18 protein-coding genes are annotated in these 20,479 nt (G+C 47.9%); 5 read left to right on the top strand and 13 right to left on the bottom strand.

All coding sequences use genetic code 11. The features are described 5' to 3' along the window. Positions 1-5 precede the first annotated feature (5 nt). A complete protein-coding gene (gene folE / locus V7Q13_RS15275; RefSeq protein ID WP_333801537.1) occupies positions 6-602 on the top strand; it encodes a GTP cyclohydrolase I FolE in 597 nt (198 codons plus the stop codon). On the opposite strand, the gene V7Q13_RS15270 is transcribed toward folE, so the two are convergent. Next, positions 599-1,189, bottom strand: coding sequence for a hypothetical protein (locus tag V7Q13_RS15270; protein WP_333801536.1), 591 nt, complete (start codon positions 1,187-1,189; stop codon positions 599-601). The genes folE and V7Q13_RS15270 overlap by 4 nt on opposite strands. A 108-nt stretch (positions 1,190-1,297) precedes the next feature. On the opposite strand from V7Q13_RS15270, the gene fabD reads away from it, so the two are divergent. Continuing rightward, positions 1,298-2,179 carry an ACP S-malonyltransferase gene (gene fabD / locus V7Q13_RS15265; protein WP_333801535.1) on the top strand — a complete coding sequence of 294 codons (882 nt, stop codon included), beginning with the start codon at positions 1,298-1,300 and terminating at the stop codon, positions 2,177-2,179. 257 nt (positions 2,180-2,436) lie between these two features. Here the strand turns inward: fabD and V7Q13_RS15260 are convergent, their stop codons facing one another. The 4 genes from V7Q13_RS15260 to amaB form a co-directional block, all read right to left on the bottom strand. Further along, positions 2,437-4,818: a sodium-translocating pyrophosphatase gene (locus V7Q13_RS15260; RefSeq protein ID WP_333801534.1), complete on the bottom strand. Its 2,382-nt coding sequence runs from the start codon at positions 4,816-4,818 to the stop codon at positions 2,437-2,439. A 203-nt stretch (positions 4,819-5,021) separates the two neighbouring features. Continuing rightward, a complete protein-coding gene (locus V7Q13_RS15255) occupies positions 5,022-5,537 on the bottom strand; it encodes a DinB family protein (protein WP_333801533.1) in 516 nt (171 codons plus the stop codon). Positions 5,538-5,539: 2 nt separating this feature from the next. Then, positions 5,540-7,210 carry a S8 family serine peptidase gene (locus tag V7Q13_RS15250; RefSeq protein WP_333801532.1) on the bottom strand — a complete coding sequence of 557 codons (1,671 nt, stop codon included), beginning with the start codon at positions 7,208-7,210 and terminating at the stop codon, positions 5,540-5,542. Between the two features lie 158 nt (positions 7,211-7,368). Then, entirely contained in the window at positions 7,369-8,898 is a 1,530-nt protein-coding gene (gene amaB / locus V7Q13_RS15245; RefSeq protein WP_333801531.1) for an L-piperidine-6-carboxylate dehydrogenase, read from the bottom strand. Between the two features lie 276 nt (positions 8,899-9,174). On the opposite strand from amaB, the gene V7Q13_RS15240 reads away from it, so the two are divergent. Continuing rightward, positions 9,175-9,885 carry a hypothetical protein gene (locus V7Q13_RS15240; protein ID WP_333801530.1) on the top strand — a complete coding sequence of 237 codons (711 nt, stop codon included), beginning with the start codon at positions 9,175-9,177 and terminating at the stop codon, positions 9,883-9,885. 95 nt (positions 9,886-9,980) lie between these two features. Here V7Q13_RS15240 and V7Q13_RS15235 read toward each other — a convergent pair whose 3' ends face one another. Next, positions 9,981-11,885, bottom strand: a complete 1,905-nt coding sequence (locus tag V7Q13_RS15235) for a TonB-dependent receptor plug domain-containing protein (RefSeq protein ID WP_333801529.1) — start codon at positions 11,883-11,885, stop codon at positions 9,981-9,983. 155 nt (positions 11,886-12,040) lie between these two features. On the opposite strand from V7Q13_RS15235, the gene V7Q13_RS15230 reads away from it, so the two are divergent. Further along, positions 12,041-12,508: a c-type cytochrome gene (locus V7Q13_RS15230; protein WP_333801528.1), complete on the top strand. Its 468-nt coding sequence runs from the start codon at positions 12,041-12,043 to the stop codon at positions 12,506-12,508. A 35-nt stretch (positions 12,509-12,543) separates the two neighbouring features. Here V7Q13_RS15230 and panB read toward each other — a convergent pair whose 3' ends face one another. The 7 genes from panB to panC form a co-directional block, all read right to left on the bottom strand. Then, entirely contained in the window at positions 12,544-13,359 is an 816-nt protein-coding gene (gene panB, locus V7Q13_RS15225; protein WP_333801527.1) for a 3-methyl-2-oxobutanoate hydroxymethyltransferase, read from the bottom strand. Positions 13,360-13,457: 98 nt separating this feature from the next. After that, positions 13,458-14,354: a Ppx/GppA phosphatase family protein gene (locus V7Q13_RS15220; protein WP_333801526.1), complete on the bottom strand. Its 897-nt coding sequence runs from the start codon at positions 14,352-14,354 to the stop codon at positions 13,458-13,460. 141 nt (positions 14,355-14,495) lie between these two features. Then, complete coding sequence (ppk1, locus tag V7Q13_RS15215; RefSeq protein WP_333801525.1) at positions 14,496-16,631, bottom strand: polyphosphate kinase 1; 2,136 nt, start codon at positions 16,629-16,631, stop codon at positions 14,496-14,498. 78 nt (positions 16,632-16,709) lie between these two features. Further along, entirely contained in the window at positions 16,710-17,204 is a 495-nt protein-coding gene (rfaE2, locus tag V7Q13_RS15210; protein WP_333801524.1) for a D-glycero-beta-D-manno-heptose 1-phosphate adenylyltransferase, read from the bottom strand. Further along, positions 17,204-18,208 carry a lysylphosphatidylglycerol synthase transmembrane domain-containing protein gene (locus V7Q13_RS15205; protein WP_333801523.1) on the bottom strand — a complete coding sequence of 335 codons (1,005 nt, stop codon included), beginning with the start codon at positions 18,206-18,208 and terminating at the stop codon, positions 17,204-17,206. The genes rfaE2 and V7Q13_RS15205 overlap by 1 nt, the downstream gene beginning before the upstream one ends. A gap of 66 nt (positions 18,209-18,274) precedes the next feature. Continuing rightward, complete coding sequence (gene panD, locus V7Q13_RS15200; RefSeq protein WP_333801522.1) at positions 18,275-18,631, bottom strand: aspartate 1-decarboxylase; 357 nt, start codon at positions 18,629-18,631, stop codon at positions 18,275-18,277. A 59-nt stretch (positions 18,632-18,690) separates the two neighbouring features. Continuing rightward, positions 18,691-19,542 carry a pantoate--beta-alanine ligase gene (gene panC / locus V7Q13_RS15195; protein ID WP_333801521.1) on the bottom strand — a complete coding sequence of 284 codons (852 nt, stop codon included), beginning with the start codon at positions 19,540-19,542 and terminating at the stop codon, positions 18,691-18,693. Between the two features lie 101 nt (positions 19,543-19,643). On the opposite strand from panC, the gene V7Q13_RS15190 reads away from it, so the two are divergent. Beyond that, positions 19,644-20,468, top strand: a complete 825-nt coding sequence (locus V7Q13_RS15190) for a glycogen/starch synthase (protein WP_333801520.1) — start codon at positions 19,644-19,646, stop codon at positions 20,466-20,468. Positions 20,469-20,479: the final 11 nt, after the last annotated feature.

Here is a 20,479-nt window from a genome sequence, read left to right as displayed (position 1 = left end):
GCGTTATGGCGTACAAAAAAACAGAACAGTATGACGAACAAGTGACTGCAGACCTCGCAGCGGCCTATCGCCAAACCTTGGCATTGCTGGGCGAAGATGTGCAACGGGAAGGTTTGGAGAAAACACCGGAGCGTGTAGCTAAAGCCATGCAATACCTTACACAAGGGTATCAGCAAAATGCCATCGACATTCTCAACTCTGCCAAGTTTAATGAAGATGTGAGTGAAATGGTGATTGTGAAAGACATTGAACTGTACAGCCTTTGCGAACACCACATGCTGCCCTTTGTGGGCAAGGCGCATGTTGCATACATACCCAATGGTTATATTACCGGCCTTAGCAAAATAGCCCGTGTGGTAGATGTATTTGCCCGCCGCCTGCAAGTGCAGGAAAGACTGACAACTCAAATTTTGGAATCGATAGATGAGGCACTCAACCCAATGGGTGTAGCGGTGGTGATTGAAGCCAGCCATTTTTGCATGATGATGCGGGGCGTCAGCAAGCAGAACTCCGTTACAACTACATCGGCGTTCAGCGGTGCTTTTACCAAAGAGCCAACACGCAGCGAATTTTTGCGGTTGATTGGTGCGAAGCTGAGTTAGTGTTTGACTTCAAAGCCCCACGGTGCTGGCGGCGTCGCCACAGGTTTTGATAAATCAAAACGAATGCTGTATTGTCTGTCGCTGCCTATGCGGCGCAGGTTGTAGCTGAAGTATTGGTTCATCCGCAATTCCATCCACCACACGTTAGCGGCAGCATTGGGCAATAGATTTACAGTAAACTGATCGGCTGGAAAATATTGTACAGTTGGCAAACCGGTACTGGTTGCCAATCCACCATATTGTGTCACTTTATCAGGATGGCCATCTTCATGCCGGTGATCGTGGCGCAATTCAATCAAAGAATCTTTGAGTGTAAGCACCCATGTACGTGACCGGTTGTTACCTACATGAAAAGGAATGCGGATTTCATGGCTACTGCATTGTATCACATGCATCAGCAATGTCTTGTTGGCAAAGTTTGTATCATTGGCAGGTGCCTGAGTAACGGTGCCCGCAAATGCTTTACCACAAAGGCTTTGCAGGTTTTTCCAAAACTGTAATGAAGCAGCGCCTGATGATGAACTGCTTTGTGCATGAACCGAAACCGAGAAACAAACACTCATTAAAAACAGATACATCAATTTCATACGCAACATTTTAATGCAAGAACCTCTTGCTGTATCCGGGCAAGATAGCGGATGGAAATCAGTTGTGAAACTTGAATATTCAGCATCTTTGCGGCTCATCTTTTATTTATGAGTAAACACGCCTTTGTATTTCCCGGTCAGGGTGCCCAGTTCAGCGGAATGGGCAAGCAACTGTATGAAACCAGCGAAGCGGCCAAAGCATTGTTTGAGCAGGCCAACGACATTCTCGGCTTTCGCATTTCCGACATCATGTTTGCCGGTACCGATGAAGAACTGCGCCAAACCAAAGTAACACAGCCGGCTGTTTTTTTGCATGCATATGTAGCTTTTAAGATGCAGGCTACCGAGCAACCAGCCATGGTGGCTGGTCACTCGTTGGGCGAATTCACGGCATTGGTGGCCAATGGCTGCCTGAGTTTTGAAGATGGCCTGCGGTTGGTAAAAGCCCGTGCCTTTGCCATGCAGCATGCCTGCGAAGCAGAGCCCGGAACCATGGCCGCCATTCTTGGTTTGGAGGATAGCAAAGTAGAAGAAATATGCGCTGGCATTGATGAAGTAGTAGTAGCGGCGAATTACAACTGCCCCGGTCAGTTGGTGATTAGTGGTTCTACCAAAGGCATTGAAATTGCTTGTGAGCAAATGAAAGCTGCCGGTGCAAAACGGGCATTGCCCCTGCCTGTCGGTGGTGCTTTCCACAGCCCTTTGATGCGCCACGCCGAAACAGAATTGATAGCAGCTATTGAAGCAGCACAATTCAACGAACCTTCTTGCCCCGTGTACCAAAACGTAGTGGCCAAAGCAGTAACGAATCCTGCTGAAATAAAAGCCAACCTCATTGCACAACTCACCGGCCCCGTAAAATGGACGCAGTGTGTGCAGGCCATGGTGGCCGATGGTGCTACTCAGTTTACAGAGTGCGGCCCCGGCAAAGTATTGCAGGGATTGGTGCAAAAAATAAACAAAGAAGTAGCGGTGAGTGGCCTGAGCTAACTACACAAATACAAACTTGTGAAGGCTACCTGTTTCGGGTAGTCTTTTTTATGTATGATAGCCAAATAAAAAGCCCCGGCGTGGTTACTCAGGAACTTATGGAATGGTTGGATGAAGAGTAGCAAAGCATGGTGTTTTTTGTACATACAAAAAAAACAGGTGAAAGTTTTTTTTATTTGGAAAAAGGGATTTGCGGAAAAATAAAAGGCCGGATGCTGATAAACGCATCCGGCCTTTTCTATATTGTAAGCAGCGGTTTATGGCTTTTGCTTAATCTCAATTTTCAGGTTTTGCTCACCATCTTTCAGCAAACCCTTGTACTTGCTGAAAGTGGCGGAATCCTGTGCAGTACCATTGATAAATAACTGACCGTCTTTTACTTCAATGGTAAAATTGCTACTGTCTACCAAACCATCAGCCTTAAGCGCTGATACGATGGGTGCTTCGGTTGCTTCGCCAGCAGTTTTTTCTACGGTTACTTCAATGGTTTCATGTTTGGCCGCACCATGTGCTTTGGCCGTACCGTGTACCTGTGCCAAAGTTGGGGCAATCACCAATGATACAATCGACATCAGCTTGATGAGGATGTTCATCGAAGGACCAGAAGTATCTTTAAACGGATCACCTACGGTATCACCAGTTACAGAGGCTTTGTGTGGATCGCTTTTCTTGTAATAGATTTCTCCGTTGATTTCTACACCTTTTTCAAAGCTCTTCTTGGCATTGTCCCAGGCGCCACCGGCATTGTTTTGGAACATACCCATGAGCACACCACTTACGGTAGCACCAGCCAGGAAACCACCCAACGCTTCGGGGCCCATAATAAAACCAATGATGATGGGCGACAAAATAGCAATGGCACCGGGCATCATCATTTTCTTGATGGAAGCTTCAGTAGAAATGGCCACACATTTGTCGTATTCTGGTTTGCCTTTACCTTCCATAATACCGGGGATGGTGCGGAACTGACGGCGAACTTCTTCCACCATGGCCATAGCAGCTTCACCTACAGCACGAATGGCGAGAGAAGAGAAGATGAACGGAATCATACCACCCACAAACAAGCAGGCCAGTACATCGGCTTTGTAAATGTCGATGCCTTCAATGCCGGCCACACCTACGAAAGCGGCAAACAATGCGAGGGCAGTCAGCGCTGCAGAAGCAATGGCAAAACCTTTACCAGTGGCAGCGGTGGTGTTACCTACGGCATCGAGGATATCGGTTTTTTCACGAACTTCTTTGGGCAGTTCACTCATTTCTGCAATACCACCAGCGTTGTCGGCAATAGGGCCGAAAGCGTCAATGGCGAGTTGCATGGCAGTGGTAGCCATCATACCGGCGGCAGCAATAGCCACGCCGTACAAACCGGCACATTCGTAAGAACCCCAGATGCCGGCAGCCAGTACCAGAATAGGGAGCATGGTACTTTCCATACCTACTGCCAAACCACCAATTACGTTGGTTGCATGGCCGGTGGCACTCTGGCGGATGATGCTCATCACTGGGCGTTTACCCATAGCGGTAAAGTATTCGGTAATGATGCTCATGAGCGTACCAACGGCCAAACCTACCATGATAGCACCCATTACACCGTGGCGGGTAAATTCCAAACCACGCAGTTCCATGGTTTCGGGCAGCAACCAGTACACCAAACCTGCAGAAGCAGCAGCGGTGAGGATGATAGAACCCCAGTTACCCATGTTGAGGGCTTTCTGAACAGTATCAGTATTGAGGCCTGCATTCTCGCTGATGCGAACGAAGAAGGTACCAATGATAGAGAAGATGATGCCGATACCAGCAATAAGCATGGGCAGCAAAATGGGCGACAAACCGCCAAAAGCATCAACCGAAGTGGTTTCCTGACCAAGTACCATGGTAGCCAACACGGTAGCTACGTAAGAACCGAACAGGTCAGCACCCATACCGGCTACGTCACCTACGTTATCACCTACGTTGTCGGCAATAGTGGCGGGGTTGCGGGGGTCATCTTCAGGAATACCGGCTTCTACCTTACCTACGAGGTCAGCACCTACGTCGGCAGCCTTGGTATAAATACCGCCGCCCACACGGGCAAACAACGCAATCGATTCCGCTCCGAGAGAAAAACCAGTGAGCACCTCGATGGTTCTCAGCATCTCCGGACCGGTAACCGCAGCATCGGCGGGTACAAAAATCATTTTCAAAACAATAAACAGGGCACCCAGACCGAGCACTGCCAAACCGGCAACACCCAAGCCCATAACAGCACCACCTGTAAATGATACATTGAGGGCTTTGCTCAAACTTGTTTGTGCAGCTTGTGCTGTACGAACGTTGGCTTTGGTGGCAATACGCATACCAATGTAACCGGCTGTAGCACTAAACACGGCACCAATCACAAACGCAATGGCGATAGACCAGTGGCTGTTTTCGTTGCTCATGCTCATTACGCCGAGCAAAATGGCTACCAGCACCACGAAATAGCCCAGTATTTTCCATTCAGCCTTCAAAAACGCCATGGCGCCTTCGGCAATGTATTTACTGATTTCTTGCATCCGTGGGTTGCCAGCGTCTTGCTTGCTTACCCATTTAAACTTGAGGAACGTGTACAGCAGGCCGACAATACCCATGGCCGGTACAGCGTAGATCAAATTCTCCATAATAGTAGTTGGTTAATGATTCAATTTTTGAAAAGGTGGGCAAAGATAGGGGTTGCCCCCCAAGGTTACGCCGAAGCCCCGGGTTGGAGCAAGAGTATATTTGGCCAATGTCCGGTCTGGGCAGGCCTTTTACCTGAAAAAGCAACAAATACAACCAGCTTTTGATGAAAACTGGCGGGTAAATGAACGAAGCGGCATAGCGATTAGCAGTAGCGTTCGCTATAAATGCGCTGATGATGCCGCACATGCCCCACCATAATGAAGGCCAGGGCATTCACAGTAATTGGTTGTCCCGATGCCACGCCTTTGTTCAGCAGTTGTGCCGGTGTAATGGATTGAAACAGCGTAATGGTCAGCTGCCGCAATTGCAATAGTTCTTCTACCAAACTTGAAATGCTGCGATGGATAGCCGGTGCTTCATTGGCCCATGCATTTTCATCGAAGCCGGGCAGGGGTTGCTGCTCACCACGGGCAATGGCCAAGGCCCGGTAGGCAAATACCCGTTCTGTATCGGCCATGTGCTGCAACAGTTGGGCTACGGTCCATTTGCCAGGGGCATAGGCAAAGTCTTTTTTCGTTTCCGGAATCTGGCGCAGCCATTGCTCCATTTCTGCCAATGAACCTTTCAATGTGTCGAGAGCATCCGTTTCATGGGCGGCACAGTAGCTTACATAGGTTTGGTAAAAAGGGGCGTAGTCGCCGGTTACAGGTAGTGGCATGGCTATTGTTTTGAAGAGGTAACGGATTTGGAGTTATGCTTGCTCTCTATAAGTTGTGCGGCTAACTGCACGGCATTGTACGCATTCACCACACCGCCGGTTTTGCAGGCCTCCCGAAGGGTCATTTTTTCCTTTTTTTCGCCGCCGGGTTTTGGGTAAGGTCTGTCGCTATATCGGGTATCTACCGATTGCTCAATTACTTGTTTTATTTCTACCGCCGTAAGCTGCGGAAAATAACTCCGCAACATAGCGGCAATGCCACTCACCACCGGCGCCGCCATGCTGGTGCCCTGCAAAAATGCGTACTTGTTGCCTGTGGGTACGGTAGCATAAATTTTTACACCCGGTGCCATTACATCCACGGTTTGCCGGCCATAGTTGGTAAAGTCTGCAATGAGGCCGCCTTTGATGCTGTTGTCGCTGCTGGCACCAACCGTAATGAAGTTGGGAGCGATGGTTCCATTGTTTAAAAACGGTGTAGGGTATTGCGGAACCGTATCAAGAAAAGCTGCATCATTTCCCGCTGCATGCACCAGCAATACATTTTTACTGGCTGCATAGGCAATGGCTTCATCCACCCAATTTTTTTGCGGGCTAAGGCCCTTGCCAAAACTCATGTTGATAATGCTGGCACCTTGGTCTACCGCATAGCGAATGGCAAGGGCTACATCCTTATCGTGTTCATCGCCGTTGGGTACCGCCCGCAGCGGCAATATGCGTACGTTATCTGCTATGCCATCAATACCAAGTCCGTTATTTCTTACAGCAGCTATAATGCCGGCCACATGTGTGCCATGCATGGCCGTGCCTGCCATTACATCTGCATTGCCGTAGTTGCGGCTTTGCCAGTTGTTTTCATCATCGCCGGTTATTTGCAATCGGTAGTTGGTCGTTGGTTTTTCTCGCAGGTAAATGATGTCTTCTTTTTGCTGAATGAATTCCCGCATGCCTTCCATAAACTCCACATTGGTTTGCTCGGGCTCTACTTGCAAAAGGGTATAGATGCGCAGCAAATTCAGTTTGGCTTTTCTGGCTTCCGGGCTTTGTGGTATAAATGTTTCCAGTTCAATGGGCGTAAATTCATTTTTGCCCCACTGTGCTGCAATAATGGAATCGTATTGCAACATGGTGCGACTGGTGGCATTCAATATCTTGAGTATGAAGCGGTCTTCTTCGGTTACGGTTACTGCTTTTTGCACTTGCAACCACAAACGAAAATCTGCTTTTGCTTGTGGTGACAACAAGTTGCTGTCTATTTGCCGGTTGTCGAATTGCGGTGCCAATGCATGAAACAGACGTGCAGCTTCTGCGGCTTCTTTTTCTACATTTTCGCCGTTGCGGTTACCCAAAAAATTCCAGCCCAGTGCATCGTCGGGGTAGCCGTTGTTATCGTCGTCAATACCATTGGCGTTATTGTCTTTGGTATTGCGCCAGAGTATGGGTTTCAGGTCTTCATGCGTGGTGTCGATGCCGCTGTCTATCACCGCTACCACAATGGGCTGGCTCTTGCGGCCTTTGAGAAAATCGTAGGCTTTTTGCAGCGAAATGCCGTAATAACCGTCTTGTTCTTCATCAAGCAGGTGCCAGCCTTTTTGAATAGGTTGTTGGGCCATGGCCACTTGCGCCGTACTAAACACTGCTACGAAAAAGCAAACTATCCACCGTTGAAGCATACTACAAATTTGACAAGCAACGCCGCTTGCATCCTGTTAAAAATAGTGGGCAGCAATATAGGCGATATCTGCGGCCACATGAGAGATGGTCGTTTCCGATTATATAAAAAGTGCTGCCCGGAGACAGCACTTTGATGAGGGGGTATAGAAAAAATAGCTTATCCCAAATTGAATTGGATGCCTTGCGCCAGTGGCAACTTGTTGGTGTAGTTGATGGTGTTGGTTTGGCGTCGCATGTAATTTTTCCAGGCGTCGCTGCCACTTTCGCGGCCGCCACCGGTTTCTTTTTCGCCACCAAAAGCCCCGCCAATTTCTGCACCGCTGGTACCAATGTTCACATTGGCAATACCGCAGTCGCTGCCGGCAGCACTCAAAAACTGCTCGGCTTCCCGCAGGTTCAGCGTCATGATGGCGCTGCTCAAACCCTGCGGCACATTATTTTGCATGGCAATGGCTTCGTCAAGCGTATCATATTTCATGATGTACAAAATCGGCGCAAAAGTTTCTGTTTGTACAATGGGCATATCGGGCGTTACCTCAGCAATACAGGGCTTTACATAACAACCGCTTTCGTAGCCGGCGCCTTGCAGCACACCGCCTTCTACCAAAAACTTGCCACCCTGCTGTTTACAGGCTTCAATAGCATTCAGGTAGTTCTTCACGGCATCAGTATCAATCAACGGACCTACGTGGTTGTTGCTATCCAGCGGATCGCCAATGCTGAGTTGCGCATAGGCATTAGCCAGTTTTTTGCTGAATGTATCGTACACAGATTGATGAATGATAAGGCGACGGGTAGATGTACAACGCTGACCGGCCGTACCTACCGCACCAAACACACAACCAATCAGGCTCATATCCAGGTCGGCATCTTTGCTGATGATGATGGCATTGTTGCCACCCAGCTCCAACAGGCTACGGCCCATACGGCCGGCTACGGCTTTGCCTACTTCCTTGCCCATGCGGGTGCTGCCGGTTGCACTAATCAGCGGCAGGCGATGGTCGTTGCTCATCCATTCGCCCACTTCGCGGCCACCGTTTACAATACAACTTACGCCTTCGGGTACGCCGTTTTTAGCAAATACATCTTGTACAATCAGCTGACAAGCTACTGAGCACAGCGGCGCTTTTTCAGAAGCCTTCCAAATGCAGGTATCGCCGCAAACCCAAGCCAGCATGCTGTTCCAGCTCCATACGGCTACCGGAAAGTTGAAGGCACTGATGATGCCTACTACACCCAGCGGATGCCACTGCTCGTACATGCGGTGGCCGGGGCGTTCGCTATGCATGCTCAGGCCATACAACTGGCGGCTGAGGCCAACGGCAAAATCGCAGATGTCAATCATTTCCTGCACTTCACCCAGGCCTTCCTGCAGGCTTTTGCCCATTTCATAACTCACCAGTTTGCCCAGTGCGTCTTTGTGCTGGCGGAGGGCTTCACCAATTTGGCGTACCACTTCGCCACGGCGGGGTGCGGGCCACTGGCGCCATGCTACAAAGGCTTCTTGTGCCTTTGCCACAACGGCTTCGTAGCCGGCTTTATCTGTGGCCGTTACCTGGCCAATGAGGCTGGCATCAACGGGAGAGTAAGATTGAAGTTGGCTGCCAGTACTGCTGAGCCATTGGGCACCGGTAGAAGTGCCGGCATTGGTGGCCTCCAAACGGAGGGCCTGCAAAAAATCTTTCATGTTGTAAGCTGTCTTGTTAAGCAATCGATAGCCCCGCTCGATTGCGGCGGGAGCGGCGCAAAGGTCGGATTTTATCCGCAGGAAAAAGTCCGGAAGTCGGGAGACCGAAAGTCCGGAGTCCGGAGACCGGAACCGAGAGTTTTCTCCCCTCTTTGGAGGGTTCCCTTTAGGACGGGGTGGGTTTCTTCGCTCAAGTTGGTCACCTGATTAAGAAGGAACAACTAGCAAATGACGCCTTATTATTAACTTGCTAAGTCTAACTGCAATTACCTTCGAATGTCAATGTGGAAACAAAATTTGTCAGCAATTATTTTTCTCATTACTTGTATGAACCTAATATCAGATAGAATTTGTGGACAAAATGATGCCAGAGTAAACAAGCAAAAACTTGTTGAATTAATTGACTCCGGCTTTGTTGCTAAAAAGGAGAAATTGATATATCGTCATGGATATTCTGATCCTAATTTGGACTTATATATTTTAAAGGATAAGTCTAATTTACTTTTTTCTAAGGTACTTAATGAAGGCTTCTTCGTAGATTTTGATACAAATAGTAAATCATTTTTAAGGTTTATTGATATCAACGTTCCTCTAAATGAAGCGATAGCAGATTTTCTTCATTTAAATGAGTGCATCAATAAGTATGAAAATTCATTTAAAGCTTTTTTTAATAGTGAGAAGATTTCCTTTCTTAATGGGGACAGCACACTTCTAAAGCTTCTTTCAGAAAGAGCGGCAGATGTTAGAAAAAACTCTGCACTACGCCTCCCATTATTTGTTTATATCGGCGAAAAAATTCGGTCGTTGAATAACTGGCAATGGGAAGTTGATTTTGGTTTGAATATTGCTCATACAGTCTTTGTAAGGAAAAGTGATGGTGAAATTTTCAATCCAAAGAGGCTGGTAGATGGATATTTTTCAGAAGGGGTTGATGACGTTTGTTTTTTGATAAACTTTTACTTGAATGTCAGTGGAAATGTGAAATAGGCGACATATCTCGCCTTAACAACTGGATTAGTAGTCATTGTCGAAATAGTAACCATTAACTCACAGGCCGGGAGGCCTGCGAGAGCACAGTTGTATTAACGGTTCCATTTCACCCCACCCATCAGCCAGCGGCGGGGCATCACAGCGCCCAGCAGGTCGCTGTAGCTCACATCGCCTACATTATCTGCCTGCACAAATACACTCAGGTGACTGCTGATGCGGCCATCAATTCGAACATTGGTAAGCCAGTAGTTGGGGGTAATGCTGGCATTGATGGCATTGGCTTTTTGTTCGCGGCGTTGCTTGTACAAACCATTCACCGCAATGGTGATGCGGTGGTATTGATACACGATGCCATAGTTGAACAAGAAACGTGCATGAGAGCTGATATAGAAACCAGGGGTAGCGCCATTGCTGTTGCTGTTGAGCCACACCAATCCGGCATTGCCCTGCAGCCAATGCTGCGGCTTCCATTGTTTGCGGTAGGTAATGTCTGTTTCAAAACCATTCGTTTGCACACTGGCAATGTTTTTAGCCAAGGCATAGGTACCCGTCGGTACAAGGTTTACCTGACGGGGCATTTGCGCATATGGTGTAGTTACAAAATCTATCAGGTTGCGTTGTTCGCGGCTAAACCATCCCGCTGCAATTTTGATGGATTCGGCCAGCCATACATCGGCGCCGGCTTCGTAGCTCCAAGATGTTTCTGGTTCCAGATCGGGATTGCCAATGCTGCCGCTGGCAACGAGTGTCCGGTTGTAATTGTTGAAGCGTTCGGTAAAGTCAGCATCACGTATGGTTCGTCCAACACTCCCCCGCAATTGATAAAAACTACGTTTGTAGGAGAGATTCAATTGGGGCAATAATTCTACGCCACTGCGTTGGTGAATGTCCAGTCGCAGTGCTGGTTCTGCCTGAATGTATTGACCTATTTGCTGATGCAAAACAGCGAATACACCTGTTTGCGAAACGCTGTGATTACCGCGGTCGTTACTCTTGATTTGCTTTTGCACAAATTGAAGTCCGGTAGTAATGCTGCTCTTTGCAGATAACTCAATATCGGCCACACTCAACGCTTGCCAAACCGATGAATTGTTTTGATTGGGTGTACTGCGTTTGTTGAAGCTGTATCGGTCGTCGGTGGTTTTGTAACCAGCATCCAGCCGCCATTTCAGGTGCTTTCCGGTATAGCCGGTTTGCACATGATTCCATTGTGTAATCACCCGTTCACGGGCGGTGTCGCTGGCAAACGTGGTGTAAAAATTTTGCGCTGCAAAGTCGCGGTAATCGTACGCTACTCTTGCAGCGGTGTACCATTTTTCATTCCACTGGTGGCGGTACGATGCAGAGATGGTGCTGGCATCTAAAAAGCCTTTGGTGCCCCGCTGTTGCTGACCTGTGGCATGGTTGCTTTGTATGCCTGCACTTACAATACCTTTTTTCGTAGTAAATGTGCCGCCTACACTGGCATTGAATAATCCATATTCACCCATGGCTATTTGTGCAGTGGTTCGTTGCTTACGTTGGTTGGCAAAGCTTTTTGTAATGATGTGAATGACACCACCCACAGCTTCTGTACCATAGAGGGCAGATGAGGCGCCTTTCAATACTTCGATGCGGTCTATTTCCGAAGGGGCAATGGGAATGTAGCTGCTGAAATGCCCGGTCAGCGGGTCGTTCAACCGGATGCCATCGAGAATCACCAGCACTTGCTGAAAGGTGCCGCCCCGAATGACCAAATCGCTTTGGCTGCCCATGGGTCCTCGGGCCTGCATTTCTACACCCGGTATGTAGCGCAGCAATTCATCAATGGAGTGTACGGGTAGTTGGTAAAATTGCTCACCGCGGAGTACCACAATATTGCGACCAGTTTTGGAGGCTTGCAAAGGCGTGATGCTTGCGGTAACCGTCACGGGGTCGAGGCCTGTGCCTGTACTGTCTTGTGCCATTAACGATTGTGTTAGCATAGCGCTAACAATAAGCAGTGCGGAAATACGCATGTATCTGTCTTTGGTTGGGCGGCAAATATAGGTGGCCTGTAAAAAGCCGGTTTGTCGAAGGCGGGAACAATCCAGCTACTTTCCTTGTTTATAGCCCGTAAAACTTTTTTAAGCGATACCAACCATTAGTTTTGCTGCTGTCTAATCCATCCATCATGAAGAAACTTGTTGCTACAGGCATCCTGGTCATTTTGTGTACTGCAGCTTTTTTGCAAACCGGCAAACCTGCCAATTATGAAGCGGGCAAAAAAGTGTACACGCAGGTATGCATGTCGTGCCACATGGCCGATGGCAAAGGCATCAGTGGCATGAATCCGCCACTGATAAAAACCGAATGGGTGTTGGGCGATAAAAAACGCCTCATAAATATTGTGCTCAAAGGCATTGAAGAACCACTGACCGTTGATGGTGAAGAATACGTGATACCCATGCCTGCTCAACCACAATTGACCAATCAGCAAATTGCAGATGTGCTCACGTACATCCGTAATAGTTTTGGCAATAAAGCATCAGTGGTAACTGTGGCGGAGGTGAAGAAGGTGAGGGGGGAAACCCCCAACCCGATAGCAATCGGGACACTAAAGGGGGCTTTGAATTACCTATTTGTTTTTTGTGGGCGATGAAAAATCAGACATCGTACATCAGACATCAGAAATCATCAGTACGATTCTGCTTCACTCGGAAAATCTTTTGCTTTTACATCGGACACGTATTGCTGCACAGCACCTGTGATTTGTTCGTGCAGGTTGAGGTACTGCCGTAAAAAGCGGGGCTTAAATTCCGTATTGATGCCGAGCATATCATGCATTACCAGCACTTGACCATCGCAGTTCACACCAGCGCCAATGCCAATGGTAGGAATGTGTAAACTTTCCGATACTTCTTTAGCAAGGCTGGCAGGAATTTTTTCGAGCACAATGGCAAAGCAACCTGCTTCTTGCAGCGTTAATGCATCTTCCCGTAGTTTTTGTGCTTCAGCTTCTTCTTTGGCCCGTACCGTATAAGTGCCAAATTTGTAAATGCTTTGTGGTGTCAATCCCAAGTGACCCATCACCGGTATGCCGGCATCCACCACTTTTTTTATGCTATCTAATACCTCACGACCTCCTTCCAGTTTCAGGCTGTGACCACCTGTTTCTTTCATAATTCGAATGGCAGAAGCTACGGCAATATCGCTGTTGCTTTGGTAGGTGCCAAAGGGCATATCAATCACCACCAAACAACGTTGCACACCACGCACTACACTTTGTGCATGGTATATCATTTGATCGAGTGTAAGTGGTAATGTGGTTTCATGTCCGGCCATTACATTGCTGGCACTGTCGCCCACCAAAATCACATCAATACCGGCTTGGTCAAACAACCGGGCAAACGAAAAATCGTAGGCCGTTATCATGGCAATTTTGCTGCCATCGGTTTTCATTTTCAGCAAGGTATTGGTCGTTACTTTTTTTACTGCAGAATAGGTGCTCATAAAAATATTTTTGGGGCAAGAAGAACAATTGCCATAGGTGAAAAAACAGTACAAGCAAGTTTTGTATTGTTCATCTAAGCTACTTTAACCATTCGATATCAAAGTTGTTTTTCAGCGTCGGATAGCTGCATGTACAGGTGTTGAATCAAGCCGTCGGCCAATCCAATTTTGGGTACATAAATAAGATCGGCATCTGCCCATCGCATGGCATTGATGTAAATTTGCAGGGCGGGCAAAATTACATCGGCACGGTCTTCCCGCAGGTTGTAATGCAGCATTCTTTCTTCTAAGGAAAAACTGCTGAACTCTTTGTAATAATCCCGCAAGGTTTCCAGCGATAGCGGCTTTCCATCTTTCTTTTTCGACATGGAAAAAACTTTGTTGATATTGCCGCCACTGCCAATGGCAACCATATTGCTCAGCCCTTTTACATTTCGCTTGATGGTATCTTTCATCACATCCCACTGGTATTCGGCTATCATGCCTTTGAGTAAGCGGATGGTGCCAATATTGAAGGATTGTTTGAAGACCAGTTTGCCTTTGGAAAAGCAGGTTGTTTCGGTGCTACCGCCGCCTACATCAATGTACAGGTAGTTGTGGTCGGTGTCCATGTTTTCGGCAATGTGGTTTTCGTAAATCATGGCGGCTTCATCCGAGCCGCTGATTACTTCAATATCAATGCCGGTTTCCATTTTTATTTTGCGCAGAATGTCGGGGGCATTGCTGGCATCACGCATGGCGCTGGTGGCGCAGGCTTTCATGTGTTTTACATCGTAGGCATTCATGAGGTGTTTGTAAGCCTTCATGGTTTGCAAAATCATGCCCGTTCTGTGCGGTGAAATTTTTCCTTCTGCAAATACATCCATACCCAGCCGGAGGGGTACCCGCACCAGATTTATTTTACTGAAAACAGGCTTGCCTTTTTCATCGTGCAGCACATCTGAAATGAGCAGACGGGCTGCGTTGCTACCAATATCTATTGCTGCCAAACGCATGCCCAAATAAAGGCTATTTTATCCATTTGAAGGGGAGCTCACGGAGCTGAGTTTTTCGCACAGATTGCACAGCGTTTTTTATTTTCTGCGAAAATCCGTTTTCATCTGCGTTAATCCGAGTCCAATCTAAACCGCATACCATTATGACAACCTGCTCACTTTATCGCTTTCATCAAAACGGGGATGAGCAGGGGATGCCAGTTTTTTGGCAGCGAGGTATTTGTACACTTCAATCTGCGATTTGATTTTGCGTTGACCTTTGGTGGGCACGTATTCGTTTTTCAGTTTGCCTTCCAGTTTGCGGGCCTTCACGTTATCGCTGAGCTGAATGTCCAATATGTCGAGCAGTTCTTGCTTGATGTCGGGGTCGGTGATGGGTACGGCAGCTTCCACCCGATGGTCGAGGTTGCGGACCATAAAATCGGCAGAAGAAATGTACAGCTGCGGTTTGCCATTGTTGTGAAAAGCCAGTACCCGTGCATGTTCCAGGTATTCATCTACAATGCTGATGCACACCGGTTTGATGGCTGGCTTGGGCTTCAGGTCATCAAATACAGCACAGAAAATACCCCGCACAATTAAGCGGACAGCTACACCTGCTTGCGCTGCTTTGTACAAATGTTCAATGAGCAATTGATCACTCAGCGAATTGATTTTGATGGTAATGGCTGCAGGCTTGCCGGCTTTGGCGTTGGCGATCTCTTTGTTGATGCAGGCCTGTATGTTTTTGCGCATGCCCGTGGGGCAAACCCACAGCGTTTTGCAAGCCCGCAATGGCGCCATGCCAGCTGTTGGTTTTTCTAAATAATTGAACAACCGGTTGGCATCAGCCATGATGAGGCGATTGCTGGTGAGAAGGCAATGATCACCATAAATGCGGGCTGTTTTTTCGTTGAGATTGCCCGTGCTAATGAAGCCATAATGCATGAGGCGGTTGCCCGATTTGCGGGTGATCACACAAGCTTTGGCATGCACTTTCATGTTGGGTACACCCGTTAACACTTTCACGCCTTCCTGCTCCAATACTTCCTTCCAGTAGAGGTTGGCCTCTTCATCAAAACGGGCTTTCAATTCCAGCACCACCGTTACTTTTTTGCCATTGCGTACCGCATTGATGAGGGCATTGATAATTTTGCTATTGCTAGCCAAACGGTATGCTGTGAGCTTTATGCTTTGCACGTCGGCATCCATGGCAGCTTCCCGCAGCAGGTGTATGAGTGAGGTAAATGAATGATATGGAAAAGAGAGCAACACATCTTGCTGCTTCAATACATCAAACATTTTTTTGCCATCATCCAATGCCGGGTGTATGAAAGATGGCTTACGTGGATTGCGGGTGTTGAACACATCCGGAAAATCCATGAAGTGACGAAAGTTGTGGATGCGGCCACCGGGAATCAGGTTGTCTTTGCGGCTCAGATTGAGGCGGCGCATGAGGTATTCGAGCAAGCCGGCATCCATGTCTTTGTCGTACACAAAACGTACGGGCTTGCCTTCGCGGCGCCGCTTGATGCCCTTCTCAATTTTTTGCGCAATATCGGTGCTGATATCGTTGTCGATGTCGAGCTCAGCATCTTTGGTTACTTTAAAAAGATGGGCATTAAAACTGTCGAAATCGAAGTAGGCAAAAATGTGTTTGAGGTTATACCTAATTACATCTTCCAACAGCATAATGTGTTGCTCACCTGCTTTGGAAGGCAACAACACAAAACGGCCGTTTGCTTTGGCCGGTATTTCTATCAGTGCATATTTCTGTTGGTACGACTTGCTTTTTTTGCGCATTACCACCCCGAGGTAAATAGACTTATCCCGCAGGTAAGGCATCTTCGGAATGTCTTCTATCATCAGCGGAATGAGGTTGGGGCTCACTTCATCATCGTAGTATTTTTCTACAAAAAGCTCTTGCTCTTTGCTCAGTTGTTTTTCGTTGATGAAATGAATTTTTTGCTTGCGGAGTTCGCCCAAAATATTCTCCCAAATACGGGCAAATTCATGCTGTTGTTGCAGCACCACTTTGTGTATTTCTTCCAGTATGTGATCTGGCGATTTTTCGAGGTGCATGGCGGCTTTTACGCCTTTCTTCATCACCAGTTGCATACGCTTTAGCGTAGCTACCCGTACCCGGAAAAATTCATCCTGATTATTGGAGTGAATGCCTAAAAAACGAATGCGTTCTTTGAGGGGTACAGTAGGATCGTTGGCCTCCTGCAATACCCGGGCGTTAAAACTCAGCCAGCTAATATCTCTCGGAATAATGGAACGTTTCTTCTCAGCCATACAAATGCATCTTCTACAGTCGTTTCAAATGTAGCGAAGGCCGCAAATGGGCAATGTTAAGTTTCTGAAAGTAAATGACTAGGCAGGTTGCTGCATGCGTTGGATTAGCCCCGTGGTGGATATGCCATCGATGAGTGGATTGATGACCACCCGGCCACCATTGGCCAGTACTTCTTTGGCACCGGCAATTTGCTCCACAGTATAGTCGCCGCCTTTTACCAGCACATCGGGCAGCAGGGTTGTAATCACATGTAATGGGGTGTCTTCTTCAAAAATGACTACGGCATCTACCATTACCAAACTCGCCAATACCAATGCACGGGCCTGCTCATTGTTGAGCGGTCGGGTAGGGCCTTTCAGTCTTTTTACAGAAGCATCGCTGTTCACCGCTACAATTAATCTTTTGCCTTCGGCTGCAGCCTGGCTCAGCGAAAAAATATGGCCTTCGTGCAGCAGGTCAAATACGCCATTGGTGAAGCTGATGGTATCGCCTTTTACCCGCCAGGCAGCTACCATTTTGGCCAGCGTGGGCAGGTCGAAAATTTTGGATGGGATGGCGTCGGCTTTGCGCATTATTCTTTGTTGCGGTTTACAATCGGCATTACAATAAGGGCAAACAAACCACTCACCAACGTGATGGCCGTTTGGGCAGCCCAGTTGAGGCGGCCAAAAGCCAAACCTACCACATTGGGTATGTCAAAACGCACCAGTGTTTTTTCTACCATGAACTCGTAGGCACCGATGCCGCCGGGTGTGGCTATTAAACCAATGCTGCCAAAAATGAGCACACTCAAAGCGGCAGGAAAGCCCAAATGTTCTACCGGCGGGAAGGCCATGAAACCTATCCAGATGCCAAATAAATACAGGCTCCAGATGAATACAGAATGGAAAATGAAGAGGGGCAGATTTTCCACTTTGCGAATGGATTTAAATCCTTCCCACACTCCACGGGCAATGCGTTTGATGTTTTGCACCAGCTTGCTGTCGGCTTTTTTTACAAACAAATAACGCAGGCCAATAATCAGCACCAGCAAAATGCCAAGTATTACAAACAGTTTTGTGTAGGAAGTAGCCCCTTCTTTATTGCGAACCATATCAGCAAAGGCATCAAATGCAAAACCCCCAATGCGATCGAACTGAATGGCCACCATAATGATAGCCACAATGCCCATGCTAATCATGTCGACGGCTCTCTCTACGAGTATAGTGCCTACCAGTTTATCTGGTGCAACTTTTTCATATTTCGCCAGCACGGTACACTTCATTACTTCGCCCAGGCGGGGCATCAGCATATTAAAAAAATAACCGAGCAATACGGCAAAGTAGGTATTGATTTTAGATGGTGTGTAGCCCAATGGTTTCATGAGCATCATCCAGCGCAGGGCACGGCTGTAGTGCGATAAAAGCAGGGCACCCAATACCGGAATAAGGTACTCGTAGCGGGCCAGCGACCAGGCAGACTTGAGATACTCCAGCTGTTGCGGTGGCAGGCGGGTGCTATTGTACCAAATGAGGCCAAGACCGAGGCCCAATACAATTACATATTGAATAACCGCCTTATAGTTAATCTTACGCATGGGCGCTAATTTACAAGAGTGAAACGGGTTGGGTGGGGCGGGTTTATTCGATGCCTGTGTGTAAACTCAGGCAGACAGTTGATTGCCTTCTAACGGAAAAACGACTTTCGGCTGAAACGATTTTGCTGCTTCAAATTCCATTTGTGCATAGCTCATAATAATAATAATGTCGCCGGGCTGCACCAGTCGGGCCGCAGCGCCGTTCATGCTAATGATGCCTGAGCCACGCTTGCCTTTAATGACGTAAGTATCGAGGCGGTTACCATTGTTTACATCTACAATGGTAATTTTTTCATGGGCTATCAGGTTGGCAGCATCCATCAGGTCTTCGTCGATGGTGCAGCTGCCTACATAATGCAGGTTGGCTTCTGTAACCACCGCCCGGTGAATTTTCGATTTCAGCACTTCAGTCATCATCATCATCGTTGCAGCAAATAAGGGGGCAAAATAAGGGAGAAATCAGTACTCACATTGTTAACGCATTATGGCTGTGCCACGGGCAGGTTGTCGATAAGGCGAACGGCCCCCAAAAATGCGGCGGCAATAGCCAGCATGGGTTCTGTAGCCGGCTCGCTTACCGGCAGCAGTGTGTCTGCATGTACCAGGCTGATGTAATCTATTTTATGAAAGCCTGCAGCCAATAGTTGGCTGGCCGCTTTTGCTTCCAGTTCTGCTATGGGTAAATGCCTGGCATTGGTTGCCATTTGTTGTAGCGCCAGGTACATGGCTACTGCAGCCATTCTTTCTGCCGGGCTGAGGCGGCGGTTGCGGCTGCTCATGGCCAGCCCGTCGGACTCTCTTTTGGTAGGTACCCGCAGCATTTGTACCGACAGTTGCAGGTAATCGATCATAGCCTGCACCACCATGCATTGCTGGTAATCTTTTTGGCCCATCACCAACAGGCCGGGCTGCACTTGCTGCAGCAGCCTGCTTACCACCTGGCATACCCCTTGAAAATGCCCTGGCCTGAATTTTCCTTCCAGTACATTTTCCAGTGGCCCCAGCGGGTACTGCTCCAAATTAGCTGTACCTGCTGGATACATTTCGGCTACTGATGGCAGGTATAGAATATCGGTACCCGCAGCTTCCAGCAGTTGTATGTCTTGCTCTATACTTACAGGATAGTGTACAAAATCGGCGGCATCATTAAACTGTGTGGGGTTCACAAAAATGCTGACCACTACCAGCCGGGCTTGCTGCCGTGCGGCATGTACCAGTTGCAAATGGCCATCATGCAAGGCACCCATGGTGGGCACAAAAGCGGTTTGTACATGATAGGGCTGCTGCATGGCCATGGCCTTTTGCAAAGCGCTGTTGGTACGTACTATTAACATGGATGTGGAATGATTTGGCGGAGCTTCGGCTTTGTCAACCTGTCTGAAACACTATTTTCAGTACCTTTGCCCACCTTTTGAAAGGAAAAAACTGTGGTTGAATGAGCACAAAGAAAAGAATTTTATTCATCGCCAACGAGATGTCGCCCTACCTGGAGCTGACGGAATTTGCGGAGACAATGAATCGCCTGGCGATATTGTCGAACAATAATAATCTGGAGGTTAGATGCATCATGCCCCGGTTTGGCACCATCAACGAAAGGCGCCACCGCTTGCACGAAGTGGTAAGGTTGAGTGGCATCAATGTGAGTGTGGACGATGATGATTTTCCTTTACAAATTAAGGTAGCCAGCCTGCCTAATGCCCGCTTGCAGGTATATTTCCTCGACAATGAAGACCTTTTCAAACGCAAGTTTGTGTTTCATGACGAGGAAGAAAAGTGGTTTGAAGACAACAACCTCCGCACCGTATTTTTTTGCAAAGGTGCCCTTGAAACAGTGAAGAAATTTGGCTGGCCTCCGGATGTGATCCATTGCAGCGGCTGGATGACCGGATTGATTCCCCTGTATTTGAAAACGGTATATAAAAAAGAACCAGTATTTGCTCACAGCAAGTGTGTGTACACTGTTGGCCCGGAAACATTTACCGACAACCTGGGCGAAAACTTTGTAAAAGTGGCTCAGATAAGTGATGTACTCAAGGAAAAAGACCTGGCAGCCTTTGCCGATGGCTCTAACCTGGCTATGATACGGGGTGGCGCTACCTGGGCCGATGCCATCACATTTGGCGAACCCGATGAGCAGATGCATCCTTCTATCATCAAAGATTTTGGTAAGGTAAAAGGCAAGAAAGTATTGCGCCACATGGGGCGCGACGCTGATTTAACAGACTATTTGAACCTCTATAACGACCTTGCCGACAACTGATTTTTTGGCAT

This window comes from Phnomibacter sp. (assembly GCF_036803085.1).
Classification (GTDB): domain Bacteria; phylum Bacteroidota; class Bacteroidia; order Chitinophagales; family Chitinophagaceae; genus Phnomibacter.
Note: the sequence above shows the minus strand (reverse complement) of the source record. Positions and strands in the feature narration are given on the sequence as shown.

Excerpts from the sequence above, each read along its gene's own strand:
- V7Q13_RS15240 (WP_333801530.1), top strand. The coding sequence starts at position 9,175 with ATGTCAATGTGGAAACAAAATTTGTCAGCAATTATTTTTCTCATTACT.
- amaB (WP_333801531.1), bottom strand. The coding sequence starts at position 8,898 with ATGAAAGATTTTTTGCAGGCCCTCCGTTTGGAGGCCACCAATGCCGGC.
- folE (WP_333801537.1), top strand. The coding sequence starts at position 6 with ATGGCGTACAAAAAAACAGAACAGTATGACGAACAAGTGACTGCAGAC.
- V7Q13_RS15235 (WP_333801529.1), bottom strand. The coding sequence starts at position 11,885 with ATGCGTATTTCCGCACTGCTTATTGTTAGCGCTATGCTAACACAATCG.
- fabD (WP_333801535.1), top strand. The coding sequence starts at position 1,298 with ATGAGTAAACACGCCTTTGTATTTCCCGGTCAGGGTGCCCAGTTCAGC.
- panC (WP_333801521.1), bottom strand. The coding sequence starts at position 19,542 with ATGTTAATAGTACGTACCAACAGCGCTTTGCAAAAGGCCATGGCCATG.
- V7Q13_RS15260 (WP_333801534.1), bottom strand. The coding sequence starts at position 4,818 with ATGGAGAATTTGATCTACGCTGTACCGGCCATGGGTATTGTCGGCCTG.
- panD (WP_333801522.1), bottom strand. The coding sequence starts at position 18,631 with ATGATGATGATGACTGAAGTGCTGAAATCGAAAATTCACCGGGCGGTG.
- V7Q13_RS15190 (WP_333801520.1), top strand. The coding sequence starts at position 19,644 with ATGAGCACAAAGAAAAGAATTTTATTCATCGCCAACGAGATGTCGCCC.
- V7Q13_RS15220 (WP_333801526.1), bottom strand. The coding sequence starts at position 14,354 with ATGCGTTTGGCAGCAATAGATATTGGTAGCAACGCAGCCCGTCTGCTC.
- rfaE2 (WP_333801524.1), bottom strand. The coding sequence starts at position 17,204 with ATGCGCAAAGCCGACGCCATCCCATCCAAAATTTTCGACCTGCCCACG.
- V7Q13_RS15270 (WP_333801536.1), bottom strand. The coding sequence starts at position 1,189 with ATGAAATTGATGTATCTGTTTTTAATGAGTGTTTGTTTCTCGGTTTCG.
- V7Q13_RS15230 (WP_333801528.1), top strand. The coding sequence starts at position 12,041 with ATGAAGAAACTTGTTGCTACAGGCATCCTGGTCATTTTGTGTACTGCA.
- V7Q13_RS15255 (WP_333801533.1), bottom strand. The coding sequence starts at position 5,537 with ATGCCACTACCTGTAACCGGCGACTACGCCCCTTTTTACCAAACCTAT.
- V7Q13_RS15250 (WP_333801532.1), bottom strand. The coding sequence starts at position 7,210 with ATGCTTCAACGGTGGATAGTTTGCTTTTTCGTAGCAGTGTTTAGTACG.
- ppk1 (WP_333801525.1), bottom strand. The coding sequence starts at position 16,631 with ATGGCTGAGAAGAAACGTTCCATTATTCCGAGAGATATTAGCTGGCTG.
- V7Q13_RS15205 (WP_333801523.1), bottom strand. The coding sequence starts at position 18,208 with ATGCGTAAGATTAACTATAAGGCGGTTATTCAATATGTAATTGTATTG.
- panB (WP_333801527.1), bottom strand. The coding sequence starts at position 13,359 with ATGAGCACCTATTCTGCAGTAAAAAAAGTAACGACCAATACCTTGCTG.